The sequence below is a fragment of the Cupriavidus neocaledonicus genome (assembly GCF_000372525.1).
Taxonomy (GTDB): domain Bacteria; phylum Pseudomonadota; class Gammaproteobacteria; order Burkholderiales; family Burkholderiaceae; genus Cupriavidus; species Cupriavidus neocaledonicus.
Map to the genome: position 1 here is coordinate 1 of NZ_AQUR01000094.1, position 12,262 is coordinate 12,262.

The following is a 12,262-nucleotide window of genomic DNA, read 5'->3' on the forward strand; positions in this document are numbered from 1 at the left end:
CTCTCAGAAAACTGACTGACCAGATCCGAAGACCCGGTCACGTTTTGCTGTGCGAGCACTGTATAACTTGAAGCATCACTGTCCGCAGACAGCGGCGTCCGCTACCCAGCGCCCACACTTATCGGTTGTTTGTTTGTTAAAGAACTTCGCTTCCCGGCTTTGCCGTTCAGCGCGCTGCGTTGTCTGCAGCAGAGAAACGAGATTATGCAGAGCTTTCTTCGTTTCGTCAACCGTTTGCAGCAATCTTTTTTGCTGCCGTCAGCGCCGCAAACCTTGCTGCGCCAACCTCCCGGCCAACCCCGCAACCCTTGCCGCGCCTGACTTGCAGCGCCGCGTTGTGTTGCGAGGGGGCGAATAGTAAGCGAGCGCGACGGGGTTGGCAAGCGATTTTTTCGGGCCAGCCGAAACCGGCACGGATACGCTGCTTCCGGCGCTCCTGACCGGCGGCGAGGCTGCTTATAGAATGGCCGTTCCGGCCCGCGGGGCCGCTCTTTGAAGAGATGGGGACGTTCGATGACTATCCAAGCGACATGGAAGCCAAGCCAGGGCAACAGCATCTGCCAGCTGACCAACGGCACCGCCGAGTGGCAAGCGGACCTCGACGCATCCGCCGGCGGCGACACGCGCTACCCGAACCCGCATGACTTGCTGGACTCCGCCCTGGCCGCGTGCACGACGCTGACCTTGCAGCTGTATGCGAAGCGCAAGGGCTACGCGGTCACTGACATCCAGGTCTCGGTCGCTCACGAGGAAGCCAACGGCACCTATACGATGCGGCGCGAGGTCAGGGTCAGCGGCGACCTTTCGCCCCAGATCCTGGAAGACCTGCTGCGCGTCGCCAATCGTTGCCCGGTGCACAAGACCTTGTCCGGCCAGCTTTCGATCCAGACCTCGATAGCCTGACGGGCGCACCCGCTCACCCGAGGGGCTTGCCACAGCAAATGAGAATCGTTAGCATTTGAGTCCTCGGGTTCTGACACCACCTGAGTCAGCAAATGGGTTGGCCGGACACCGCATCGTGTCCGGCTTTTTTCTTTTGCCGGGTGCCGTGTCATGGTCCTGACCGCCCGACGCAATACGCTACGCCGGGATCCGCCCCCGTTGACCAACGCCCCATGTGCTGTGTTGGCTGGCCCACCAAGTTCAGTCCGGGAAGTGATCAAAACGGCAGTGCCGACACACTCTGTGCCACACCGCCGGCTTACCATGGCGAAAAGCAAAAACAATAAAAACGCTTAAATAACGAAGCGAGCGGGGGGATGCCTTGACCAACTTCATCGAAGCCTATTGCGCGCAGATACGGCTGGCGGGCGCCGGCAGCGTGATCGCGAAACCCGTCGTGGTGGCGCGGGACAGCACCTACGCCATGCACTACGTGCCATGCGAATACCTGAATCCGCAAGCAGCGCTGGTGCTGGTCAGCACCACGCCGGGCCACGCGCACGTGCGGCTGGCCGCCGCGGTGACCGAGGAACTGCTGCACGCCCATGCGCCGGGCCGCGTGATCCAGCGCGAGAACAAGCGGCGCGTCGAACTGGGCGGCAAGCTGGTGCGGCCCAACCTGATCCGCATGCTCGACCACTTCCGCGTGCCCGAACTGGTGGGGCTGCCGCATGCCGCCGCCTTGTGGAACGACGGCTTCGAGCGCCTGCAGCCGTTGGCGCTGTTGCCGCATGCCACCACGCGGCGCGGGCTGGCATTCGACGGCCCGCTGGAAGAACTGCTCGACGCGCCGATGCTGCGCGACGTCTTCGAAACGCAATTCCTCGGCGCTGTGCGGCAGATGCGGACGGACGCGCTGTACATCGCCTTGGGCCGCACTGCCTGGGCCGCGCTCCAGCACGCGGTCACGCGCCGGTTGCTGGCGCGTCGCCAGTTGCTGGGAATGATGCCTGTGCCCGCGCGCGCCGGCAGCATGGTGCGCTACTTCCTGCGGGAGATCGCCGCCAGCGCCCTGTCGGCCAAGGATCCGGTGCGGCATCGCGTGGACTGGCTCGACGCGGCCCACGCCGAACTGGAATCGAATGTCCGGAAACTGCGCGCCTCCGTTCGGCCTGGCCCGCCTCCCGCCTACCTGATTGCGTGAGCGGACGCTCGCATTCATGCTTGTGATTCATAGACCCCACGGAAGTGGGGTCTTGAGCCCCCGCTTTGCGCCGATAACGTCTCCTGAGGAATTTGACACTCCTCGCATTCCCGATTTGCGGCCCCTCGTGGGCCGCGATTTTTTTGTGCTGGTCAGATCCGACAGGGTGCACGGCGCGCGGGCACACGGTTTGCGTTCGATCCCACGTCTCGTATTCCGCTGACCCGCCATGACGACCCTCCATGCATTGCTCCTTGCCTTGTGTGCCACCCTGCTGCTCGCCCCGCTCTCGGCGCCGGCCCAAGGCGGCAAGCCCTGACTTGTCGTTTCCGAGCGCAAGCCGGGCGGCGTGCTGCCGGCGGACTGGAAAAATTTACCGGTTGCCGAAGGCAAGGCCAGGACCGAGTACCAACTGGTCACGGATGGCGGCAGCACGGTGCTGAGGGCCCAAGCCAACGGGTCGGCGTCCGCGCTGATGCATGCGGGCGACGTGGACCTGTCGCGCACGCCCGTGGTGGCCTGGCGCTGGAAGGCAGACGGCGCGATACCGGGCGCCGACAACCGCGACGGCGCGCGCGAGGACGCGCCGGCACGGCTGGTGTTCTTCTTCGACGGCGACACCAGCAAGCTTTCGCTGCGCGACCGCGCCGCGATGCAACTGGCCAGGACCGTGGCGGGCGAGGAACTGCCCTATGCCACACTGATGTATGTCTGGTCGACCAGTTCCGCGCCCGGCAGCGTCATCCCCAACCCGCATACCGGGCGCGTGCAGATGATCGTGGTCTCCGGCGCCGACGATGCCGGCAAATGGCAGAACCTGCGGCGCAATCTGGCGCGGGACTATGAACGCGTATTCCACGAGCCGCCCGGTCCGCTCAAGGCCTACGGCATCATGACGGACACCGACAATACCCACGCCGCCACCCGCGCCTGGTATGGCGATATCCGCTTCCTGCCTGGCACCGCGGCGAAGGACTAGGCTGGGGCAGGATGCTGTCCGAGGCTGTATCGCAGCGCGTCCGAGACCTCGGCCATCAGCACGGCATCGTCCTGCGGGACACACCCGGCGGCCGCAAGCGCCTCGCGCACGCTGACGACCTTGCCCGCGTCATAACGCCGCTCGCTGCCGATCGCCGCCTCGAAGGCATTGGCGCGCGCATTGATCTGCTCCGGGTCGGCGCTGACCAGCAGCACCGCATGGGCCAGCACCAGGTGGCGCTGGCCGTCGGCCGCCTGCAGGGCCGCTGGCGCACGCCGCCAGTACTGGGCCGTGCCGGCGATCTTGCGGGCGCCTTCGGGCGGGCCCCAGGCGAGGTTGTAGCGGCCATCGCAAAAGGAGCCGGCCACGGCTTGCCAGTGGGTCTCGATGCCGAGCGTGCGCAGCGCGCCGCCGATCACCGCGCACAGGTGCAGGTAGACCGCGTCGCTGAGGGCGCCGGGCGGCTGTCCGACGGGGTAAGCGAGGCTCAGGTTGAGGATGCCCGGACCCTGGGGAACCAGGCCACCGCCCGACATGCGCAGGAACACCGGACAACCCCGCTGCGCGAAATCGGCGCGTGCGCGCTCCAGCGCCGCGTGGCGCAGGTAGGTGCGCGGCACCACCAGCGACAGCGGTGCCTCCCACAGCCGTGCTACCTGCCGGCCCTGCGCCGCGAGTTCGAGCAGCGCCAGTTCTTCCTGCAGCGGGTCGCTGCACGCGTGGTCCGGGGCGACGGGATCGACAAGTTCAAACGGCATCGGTGGGAAGCTGCCCGGGAATGGCAATGCGCCGAGTCTAGCAACCCTAGGCGTTGAGCGCATCGAAATACGCCAGCGCCTTGGCGGCGTACATGGCGCCGGGCCCGCCACCCATCTCGATATTGACGGCCAGCACTTCGGCCAGTTGCTCGCGGCTCGCGCGATGGCGCAGCGCCTGGCTGGTGTGGAACAGCACGCAGTCGTCGCAGCCCTTCTGCACGGCCAGCGCGACCGCCACCAGTTCCTTGATTTCGGCAGGCAGGCTGCCCTGCTGCGTGGCGGCTTTCATCACGCCCTGGAAGGCGCTCATCGCGGCGGGCTGGGCCTGGCCGAGCGCGCCGAATTGCTTGTTGATGTCCGCCAGGCGGGTCTTCAGGTCTGTGGTCATGTGGAGGTGTCCTTTGGTAGATTGGCCCCGGGCGTTGCCTGGACGGCGCGACGCGGCGCCGTCCGGGCGGCATCAACCGGCCAGGTGGGTCTTCAGCAGCGCGTTGAAGTCGTTGGCCTTCTCCATCTGGCTCATGTGGCCAGCGTCGGGGAAGACCTTGACGCTGGCACCCGGCGGCGCGGCTTCGGCATGTTGGGCGGGGATGATGCGGTCCTGGCCGCCCCACACCACCAGCACGCGCTTGCCGCTTTCGGCCAGGCGCTGGCCCGGTTGCTCGCGCTGCCGGCCGCCGGCGAAAAGTCCCTGACCGAGCGCGGTCAGCGCCTCGTCGACGCCATCGAGCCGCTTGTAGCGCAACAGGTCGTCCAGCATCTGCCGGCTCACCAGCCCCGGGTCAGCAAACAGCAGTTCGACCACGGGCTTGAGCTCGCGCCGCGACTGTGCCTTGACGAAGCCTTCGGTATAGTCGCTGTTGACGGCCTCGCCAAAGCCCACCGGCGACACCAGCGCCACCGACAGCACCCGCTGCGGCGCATCCACCGCCAACTGCGCGGCCACGCCGCCGCCCATCGAATGGCCGACCACATGCGCGGCGTCGATCCCGGCCTCGTCCATGAAGCGCGCTACAAAGCCGGCCATCTGCGCCAGCGTCGTGCCCGCGAGCCGCGGCGACGACTGTCCGTGGCCGGGCAGGTCGAGCGCCACCACGGTGTACGCGTCGGCCAGGGGCTCGAGGTTGAACAGCCAGTTGTCCAGGTCGCCGCCAAAGCCGTGGATGAAGAGCACGGTCTGGGCGCCGTCGCCCTTGCGGGCATAGCGGACCCGGATGCCGTCGACTTCGGCGAACTGGTACGCGGCGGCGGCATCCTCGTCGCCGCCGTCGTCCGCCGGCGTTTCATAAGCCGCCACGTATTCATCGATCTGCGCATCGCTCACCTCCGCAGGGGCCAGCACGCCAAGCAGCGCCTTCACCGGCAGCACGTCGCCGGCCTGCGCCACCTTGCGGCGCAGCGTGCCCGCGTCGGGGGCCTCCACCGCATTGGCGATCTTGTCGGTTTCCACGTCGAGGATCGGCATGCCCACGGTGATCTCGGTGCCTTCGTCGACCAGCCAGGCATTGACCGTGCCCTCCTTCATCGACAGGCCCCATTTGGGCATCACGATCGGGGTGATTGCATCCGTTGCCATCAGTGCTTGCCTCCCTTCACGGTCTTGCGCGCGGCATTGACGATCTGTGCCGCGCTGGGGATATACAGGTCTTCCAGCGTGGGCGAGAACGGCACCGGCGTATGCGGGGGGCACACCATCTCGATGCCGGCCTTGAGCGCACCGAAGGCCTGCTGCGCAACCTGCGCGGAGATATCGGTGGCGATATTGCAGCGCGGGCTGGCTTCATCCACAACGACCAGGCGCCCGGTGTTCTCTACCGACTCGAGCACCGTATCCATGTCCAGCGGCGACAGCGTGCGCAGGTCGACGATCTCGGCCTCGATTCCCTCCTTCGCCAGCGTCGCCGCCGCCTCCAGCGCGCGATGCACCATCAGCCCGTAGGTGACGATGGTCACGTCCTTGCCGTCGCGCACGATATTGGCCTCGCCGAACGGGATGGCATAGGCGCCTTCCGGCACGTCGCCTTCCAGCCCGTAGAGATTCTTGTGCTCGCAGAAGATCACCGGGTCGTTGTCGCGGATCGCCTGGATCAGCAGCCCCTTGGTGTCGTACGGCGTGGACGGGCACACCACCTTCAGGCCGGGGATATGCGTGAACAGCGGCGTCAGCATCTGGCTGTGCTGCGCGGCGGCGCGGAAGCCCGCGCCGACCATGGCGCGGATCACCACCGGAGTCTCGGCCTTGCCGCCGAACATGTAGCGGAATTTGGCGGCCTGATTGAAGATCTGGTCGAAGCAAACGCCCATGAAGTCGATAAACATCAGTTCGGCGATCGGGCGCATGCCGCAGGCGGCGGCGCCGATGGCCGCGCCCACGTAGGCGGACTCGGACAGTGGCGTGTCCAGCAGCCGGTCGCCATGCTTGGCGTACAGGCCCTTGGTCACGCCCAGCACGCCGCCCCAGGCGTCCTTCTCGCCGTCCGCGCCGGCGCCGCCGACGATGTCCTCGCCCAGCATGATGACGCTGGGGTCGCGGGTCATTTCCTGGTCGATCGCCTCGTTGATCGCCAGCTTGATGCTCAGTTTGCGAGCCATGTCTGTCTCCTGATAATTGGTTTGCGCGGGGCGGATCAGTAGCTGACGTAGACGTCGGTCAGCAGGTCTTCCGGGCCCGGCTGCGGCGCCGCCTTGGCTTGCTGCACGGCGTGGTCGATCAGCGCGGCGACTTCGCGGTCGATCGCGTCGAGCTCTTCGCGCGCGATCACGCCGGCCTGCGTCACGGTGCGGCCGAACAGCTTCAGGCAATCCTTGTTGGCGCGGATGTCGTCGAGTTCCCCGGCGGCGCGGTAGGTCTGCGCATCGCCTTCGAAGTGGCCGTAGAAGCGGACCATCTTGCATTCGAGCAGCGACGGCCCGCCGCCTTCGCGCGCGCGCCGGATGACTTCGCCGGCGGCTTCGTGGACCGCGAAGAAGTCCGTGCCGTCGACGGTCACGCCCGGGATGCCGAAGCCCGCGGCGCGGTCGACGTAGCTGTCGACCGCGGTGCCGTAGTCGCGCGAGGTCGATTCGGCGTAGCCGTTGTTCTCGATCACGAAAATCACCGGCAGGTTCCACACCGCGGCCAGGTTCAGGCTTTCCAGGAAGGTGCCCTGGTTGGAAGCGCCGTCGCCGCAGAAGGTGATGCCGACCTCGCCCTTGCCGCGGAACTTGGCCGCCAGCGCGGCGCCGCAGATCAGCGGGGCGCCCGCGCCGAGGATGCCGTTGGCGCCCATCATGCCCTTGGACAGGTCGGCGATATGCATCGAGCCGCCCTTGCCGTTGCACGAGCCGCCCTTCTTGCCGTAGATCTCCTTCATCATCGCCACCGGGTCGACGCCCTTGGCAATGCAGTGGCCATGGCCGCGGTGCGTGCTGGCGATGCGGTCGCCGTCGTGCAGGTGATGCAGGATGCCGACGCCCGCGGCTTCCTCGCCCGCGTACAGGTGGACGAAGCCCGGGATGTCGCCGCGCGCGAAATCCACGTGCAGGCGCTCCTCGAAGTCGCGGATGGTGCGCATCTTGCGGTACACCGTCAGCAGCGTCTCCTTGTCGAGCGGCAGCGCCGCACGAGGTTGTGCCGGATCTTGCGAAGCTCTGGCTGTCATGTCTGTCTCCTTCGTTTTCAGGTGTTGCACTTCAAGAAAATCGGGGCATGCGCGGCCTGGCGTGCTCAGCCCATGGCGTGCTGCGGCACGCTGCGCATCAGGTGTTGGCGCGCCGCGTGGCGCATGCAGGCAGCGACGTCGATGCTGCGGAAAGCGTGGTCATGCAGCGTGACGGTGACTTCGTCGTCCGGGCCGAAGGTCAGCTCGCGCTCGCCGTCCAGCGCGACGACGCCGCTGCGCTGGCGCACGCGATGAGGGCGGCCGTGGGCGAGCCGCTGCCAGCCGGCAATGGGCACGGTGCACATCAGGCCAGGCGCAATCGGCGCGCGCAGTTCGAATTCGCCCGCGCCCGGCGCCGCCAGCTCGATCGCGAGGCCGCCGGCTTCGCGGCGACCCACCGGCTCGAGCAAGCCGGCGATGGAGGACAGCCCGATCGTTTCGGGATCGGCAAACGACACGTAGACCGCGGCCAGCGTGTCGGTCTTCCACAGCGCGCGCGCGCCGATGAAGTGTTCGTGCGAGATCACCGCATCGACCAGCGCGATGTCGCGGCGGAAATTGCCATTGCCGTCGCGGATGACGATGTCCAGGCGCTTGTTCGACGCCAGCGCCTGGCTGGCGGGAATGCGTCCGCTGGCATAGAGGCCGGTGGCAAGCCCGGTGACGGTGGGTTCGCGCATCTCGGGGTAGGCGTTGTTGGTGCCGGTCGACAGTCCCGCGATCGGCACCGCGCCGCACTCGCGCACCACGGCGCGGTGGGTGCCATCGCCGCCCAGCACGATGATGGCGGCAACGCCGGCATCGGCCATGCAGCGCGCCGCATGCAGCGTGTCGTCGACGCGCGAGGCCACCGGCATGTCGAGATACGCGACTTCGGGCAGGCTCGAATCGGGTCCCTGGCGGTGCGCCAGGTGCCGCGCCAGCATGACGCGCAGCCCCTCGCGGTCGGGCATCATCAGCACGCGCCGCACGCCGCAGGACGACAGCGCGGCCAGCAGGCGCAGCACGATATTGACGCGGTCAGCCAGCTGCAGGCTGTTGGCGTTGGCGATCACGCGGCGGATGTCGCGCGCCGAAACCGGATTGGCGATGATGCCGACCAGCGGCGCATCGGCGAACCTTGTCTGCCCCATTGCCTGTCTCCTGTGTTGTCGTTGTCGTGACAGGCGACTTTGCAATGGCTGTGCCAGTGGCCGGATGGCATCGCAACGGGAAACTCGGCCCCTTGCGGTGCGCTGGCCTCAGGGATAACCCGCAAAAACTACTGCCGATTTCGCCAGACGGGCGGCCTTGGCGGCCGCCAGGCGAGACAGGTGTCACAGTACGGGTGTACACGCTGTACACCCGTACCACCTGAGCGGTTCCGCTCGCGCCGATTACTGGCGGGAATACCTGAATAGCCAATATTCAATGGTTTGAGGTGGCTGCCTGCGCCAGACTTTCGTCCTCGCCATCGCGAGCTTCGCCGTCCCCCGGCGAAGACAACGAGGAGACGACATGGATGCCCGCTGGACCGCGGTACTGGTGGAAAAATTCGGCCACAGCTTCAGTGCCTACGACCTGCAGACCGGCGCACGCCGCTTTACCGTACCGCTGCCGGAATACCCCCACGAATTCGCCATCGACCGCGACCGGCTGCTTGGCTATGTCGGCCACTACGGCGTGCAAACCTTTGCCCATCCCGGCGATGGCGGCGCGGCGGTGATCGCCGTCGACCTGGCCCGCGGCGAGCGTCATGGCGTGCTGGCCTGCGCGCCGTGGCATCGCATCCACGGCCTGCAACTCGACGCGCAGGGCCGCGTCTATGCGCTGAGCGAGCGCGACAACATGCTGCTGGTGTTCGAAGCGCCCGCGTCACGGCAGACACCGGACCGCGCGCTCCCGTCCGGCGGCGTCAAGAGCCATTTGTTCGTGCTGTCGCGCGACGGCCAGCGTGCCTATGTCACCAGCCTGCTGTCGCACACCGTGACGCTGGTCCATCCCCACGACGCCACGCGCCCGCCGCTGGCCGCGCATGCCGGCCGGCGGCCGGAAGGCTGCTGCCTGAGCCCCGACGAATCCATGCTCTACGTTGCCAGCCGGGATGAGCACCGCATCACGCGGCTGGACGCCCATACCCTCGCAGAAATGGGTACGGCCGATACCGGCGAGGATCCGACCCGGCTCTACTGGTCGCCCTGCAACCGGCTGGTCGCGCTGAACTATGGCGAGCGCAGCCTGCGTTTCTTCGACCCGTACACGCTGGCAGAACTGGCCCGGGTCGATACCGGCGCCAAACCCATCGCGCTGGCCTTCCATCCCGCCGACCCGGGCCGCGCCTGGCTGGCCCTGAATGACGACAGCGTCGGCGTGCTCGACCTGCGCACGCTTACCTTGCGCCACGCCTTTGCCACCGGCCAGGAGCCGGATGGGCTGGCGATCCTGGCGCTGCCGCGCCAATAGCCCCTACCCCAAGACAAGGCGCCGCAGCCGGCGCACGCGCTGACGGCAGCCCTGGAGGAGACCATGACCATTTCGCAGCCCGCGGGCGGCGCCTGCGCGCCCACCCTCGATTCCCGCACCCACATTCCGGCCCAGCGCTGGTGGCGGGTGATCCCGCCCATCCTGATGGTGTGCATCGTGTCCTATATGGACCGCGTCAATATCGCCTTTGCCATGCCCGGCGGCATGAGCGAAGCGCTCGGCATCGGCGCAGGCATGGCGGGCCTGGCCGGCGGCATCTTCGTTGCCGGCTATCTGTTCCTGCAAATTCCCGGGGGCAAGCTGGCAGTGCGTGGCAGCGGGCGCAAGTTTATCGCCTGGTCGATGCTGGCCTGGGCGGTGCTGTCGGTGCTGACCGGACTGGTGCGCAACGAGACCGAACTGCTGATCCTGCGCTTTGCGCTGGGCGTGGCCGAGGGGGGCATGCTGCCGGTGGTGCTGACCATGGTCGGCAACTGGTTTCCGGACCACGAGCGGGGCCGCGCCAATGCGCTGGTGATCCTGTTCGTGCCGATAGCGGGCATGATCACGGCCCCGTTGTCGGGGCTGGTAATCGCCGCGCTCGACTGGCGCTGGCTGTTTATCATCGAGGGCCTGCTCTCGGCGCTGTGCCTGGGCCTCTGGTGGCTGCTGGCCTGCGACCGTCCGCAGGAAGCCAGGTGGATCAGCGCGGCCGAACGCGACTATGTGCTGGGCCGGCTGCATGCGGAGCAGCAGCACGCCGCGCCGGCAAGCGCGCCGGCCACGCGCACGGTGCTGGCCCGGCTGCTGCGCGATGCCGTGATCTGGCGCCTGATCGCCCTGAATTTCCTGTACCAGATGGGCATCTACGGCTACACCCTGTGGCTGCCCACCATCCTCAAGAACCTGACCCACGGTGGCATGGGACAAGTGGGCTTGCTGGCCATGGTGCCCTATGTCGGCACCATGGCCGGCATCCTGCTGGTGTCAGCCTGGTCCGACCGCAGCGGGCGCCGGCGCGCCTTCGTGACGTGGCCGCTGCTGGCCTTTGCCGCGTGCCTGGCCGGGTCGGTCTGGTTCCACGCCAACACCTGGCTGGCCTATGGCCTGCTGGTCGGCTGCGGGGTCTGCCTGCAGGCGGCGGCGGGCGTGTTCTGGACCTTGCCGCCACGGCTGCTGGCGGTGGACGACGCCGGCGTGGCGCGCGGCCTGATCAATGCGCTGGGCAATCTCGGCGGGTTCTGCGGGCCGTACGCGGTCGGACTGCTGATCCAGCATGTCGATGCCGGTGCCGGGGTCTACCTTTTGGCCGGGGCGCTGGTGCTGGCCGCGGCCCTGGCGGCAACCTTGCCGGAGCGTTGCCGATGACGCACGGCCCGGCGTGCGGCGGCGCGCCGCTGGCCATCGTCGATGCCCACCACCACCTGTGGCGGCTCGATCGCGGCCATTATCCCTGGCTGCAGGATGCCTGCCAGCCGGCCGCGTTTTTCCTTGGCGACAACCGGGCGCTGCGGCGGGACTACCTGCCGGCGCAGTACCGGCGCGATACGCAGGGCGACCGCGCAGGCCGCGTCACGGTGCTGGCCACGGTGCATGTCGAGGCCGAGCGCGACCGCGGCGAGGCGGTCGCCGAAACCGCATGGCTGCACGAGCCGGGCTGGCCGCCAGGCATGGCCGCCGCGGTGGTGGCCTACGCGCCGTTCGGCACGCCCGGCTGTGCCGCGGTGCTGGCGCGCCAGGCGAGTTTTGCGCGGGTGCGTGGCATCCGCTGCAAGCCGCGGACCGCCAGCGGGCCGGGCGAATCGGTGGCCGGCGCGGCCGGCTCGATGCAGGACCAGGCCTGGCTGGATGATTTGGCGCGCCTGCCGCGCCACGGGTTGTCGTGGGACCTGCGCGTACCGTTCTGGCATCTGGCCGAGGCGGCGCAGGTGGCAGCCGCCCTGCCGGACCTGCGCATTGCGCTGAACCACACCGGCCTGCCGCTGGACCGTTCCGACGCCGGCCTGGCGCATTGGCGCCGCGGCATGGAGGCGCTCGCCGCCTGCCCCAACGTGATGGTCAAGCTGTCCGAGTTCGGGCTGCCCGGCGGCCGCTGGGACGCGCCGGGCAACCGCCGCATCGTGCGCGAGACGCTGGCCATCTTCGGGCATGAGCGCGCCATGTTCGGCAGCAACCTGCCGGTCGCCTCGCTGAGCGCCAGCTTCGGCACGGTGCTCGGCACCGTGTGCGAGGCCTTGCCGGACCCCGAGGCGCGGCTCCGCGTGCTGGCGGAGAATGCCGCGCGCTTCTACCGCATTGCGCCTGCGGACATGGCGCAGCCGCCGGTAGGATGGTTCGGATCCCGCTGAGCCTTCGG

Annotated in this window: 12 protein-coding genes; 6 read left to right on the plus strand and 6 right to left on the minus strand. The window is 68.0% G+C overall.

The window, feature by feature from the left end:
• Positions 1-513 precede the first annotated feature (513 nt).
• From A3AG_RS0113715 to A3AG_RS31650, 3 genes are all read left to right on the plus strand, one after another.
• Positions 514-903, plus strand: a complete 390-nt coding sequence (locus tag A3AG_RS0113715) for an OsmC family protein (protein WP_018005961.1) — start codon at positions 514-516, stop codon at positions 901-903.
• A gap of 361 nt (positions 904-1,264) precedes the next feature.
• On the plus strand, positions 1,265-2,086 hold the full coding sequence (locus A3AG_RS0113720; protein WP_018005962.1) for a hypothetical protein: 822 nt from the start codon (positions 1,265-1,267) through the stop codon (positions 2,084-2,086).
• A gap of 349 nt (positions 2,087-2,435) precedes the next feature.
• Positions 2,436-3,065, plus strand: coding sequence for a DUF3047 domain-containing protein (locus tag A3AG_RS31650; protein WP_018005963.1), 630 nt, complete (start codon positions 2,436-2,438; stop codon positions 3,063-3,065).
• On the opposite strand, the gene A3AG_RS0113730 is transcribed toward A3AG_RS31650, so the two are convergent.
• The 6 genes from A3AG_RS0113730 to A3AG_RS0113755 all read right to left on the minus strand — a co-directional run bounded on the left by A3AG_RS0113730 (position 3,062) and on the right by A3AG_RS0113755 (position 8,597).
• Entirely contained in the window at positions 3,062-3,823 is a 762-nt protein-coding gene (locus A3AG_RS0113730; protein WP_018005964.1) for a lipoate--protein ligase family protein, read from the minus strand. The two genes, A3AG_RS31650 and A3AG_RS0113730, sit on opposite strands and share 4 nt — an antisense overlap.
• Before the next feature lie 46 nt (positions 3,824-3,869).
• The gene (locus A3AG_RS0113735) at positions 3,870-4,211 is read right to left on the minus strand and encodes a carboxymuconolactone decarboxylase family protein (RefSeq protein WP_018005965.1); all 342 of its coding nucleotides are present in this window, start codon (positions 4,209-4,211) and stop codon (positions 3,870-3,872) included.
• 72 nt (positions 4,212-4,283) lie between these two features.
• Positions 4,284-5,399 carry an acetoin dehydrogenase dihydrolipoyllysine-residue acetyltransferase subunit gene (locus A3AG_RS0113740; RefSeq protein ID WP_018005966.1) on the minus strand — a complete coding sequence of 372 codons (1,116 nt, stop codon included), beginning with the start codon at positions 5,397-5,399 and terminating at the stop codon, positions 4,284-4,286.
• Entirely contained in the window at positions 5,399-6,415 is a 1,017-nt protein-coding gene (locus A3AG_RS0113745) for an alpha-ketoacid dehydrogenase subunit beta (RefSeq protein ID WP_018005967.1), read from the minus strand. Before A3AG_RS0113745 ends, A3AG_RS0113740 begins: the two co-directional genes overlap by 1 nt.
• 35 nt (positions 6,416-6,450) lie before the next feature.
• Complete coding sequence (locus A3AG_RS0113750; protein ID WP_018005968.1) at positions 6,451-7,464, minus strand: thiamine pyrophosphate-dependent dehydrogenase E1 component subunit alpha; 1,014 nt, start codon at positions 7,462-7,464, stop codon at positions 6,451-6,453.
• A gap of 65 nt (positions 7,465-7,529) precedes the next feature.
• Positions 7,530-8,597 carry an ATP-NAD kinase family protein gene (locus tag A3AG_RS0113755; RefSeq protein WP_018005969.1) on the minus strand — a complete coding sequence of 356 codons (1,068 nt, stop codon included), beginning with the start codon at positions 8,595-8,597 and terminating at the stop codon, positions 7,530-7,532.
• Between the two features lie 364 nt (positions 8,598-8,961).
• On the opposite strand from A3AG_RS0113755, the gene A3AG_RS0113760 reads away from it, so the two are divergent.
• The 3 genes from A3AG_RS0113760 (at position 8,962) to A3AG_RS0113770 (ending at position 12,254) form a co-directional block, all read left to right on the plus strand.
• Positions 8,962-9,906, plus strand: a complete 945-nt coding sequence (locus A3AG_RS0113760) for a YncE family protein (RefSeq protein WP_018005970.1) — start codon at positions 8,962-8,964, stop codon at positions 9,904-9,906.
• A gap of 63 nt (positions 9,907-9,969) precedes the next feature.
• Complete coding sequence (locus tag A3AG_RS0113765; protein WP_018005971.1) at positions 9,970-11,274, plus strand: MFS transporter; 1,305 nt, start codon at positions 9,970-9,972, stop codon at positions 11,272-11,274.
• A complete protein-coding gene (locus tag A3AG_RS0113770; protein ID WP_018005972.1) occupies positions 11,271-12,254 on the plus strand; it encodes an amidohydrolase family protein in 984 nt (327 codons plus the stop codon). The genes A3AG_RS0113765 and A3AG_RS0113770 overlap by 4 nt, the downstream gene beginning before the upstream one ends.
• Positions 12,255-12,262 lie beyond the last annotated feature (8 nt).

Coding starts and splice junctions, on each gene's coding strand:
- A3AG_RS0113715 (WP_018005961.1), top strand. CDS start 514: ATGACTATCCAAGCGACATGGAAGCCAAGCCAGGGCAACAGCATCTGC.
- A3AG_RS0113730 (WP_018005964.1), bottom strand. CDS start 3,823: ATGCCGTTTGAACTTGTCGATCCCGTCGCCCCGGACCACGCGTGCAGC.
- A3AG_RS0113735 (WP_018005965.1), bottom strand. CDS start 4,211: ATGACCACAGACCTGAAGACCCGCCTGGCGGACATCAACAAGCAATTC.
- A3AG_RS0113740 (WP_018005966.1), bottom strand. CDS start 5,399: ATGGCAACGGATGCAATCACCCCGATCGTGATGCCCAAATGGGGCCTG.
- A3AG_RS0113745 (WP_018005967.1), bottom strand. CDS start 6,415: ATGGCTCGCAAACTGAGCATCAAGCTGGCGATCAACGAGGCGATCGAC.
- A3AG_RS0113750 (WP_018005968.1), bottom strand. CDS start 7,464: ATGACAGCCAGAGCTTCGCAAGATCCGGCACAACCTCGTGCGGCGCTG.
- A3AG_RS0113755 (WP_018005969.1), bottom strand. CDS start 8,597: ATGGGGCAGACAAGGTTCGCCGATGCGCCGCTGGTCGGCATCATCGCC.
- A3AG_RS0113760 (WP_018005970.1), top strand. CDS start 8,962: ATGGATGCCCGCTGGACCGCGGTACTGGTGGAAAAATTCGGCCACAGC.
- A3AG_RS0113765 (WP_018005971.1), top strand. CDS start 9,970: ATGACCATTTCGCAGCCCGCGGGCGGCGCCTGCGCGCCCACCCTCGAT.
- A3AG_RS0113770 (WP_018005972.1), top strand. CDS start 11,271: ATGACGCACGGCCCGGCGTGCGGCGGCGCGCCGCTGGCCATCGTCGAT.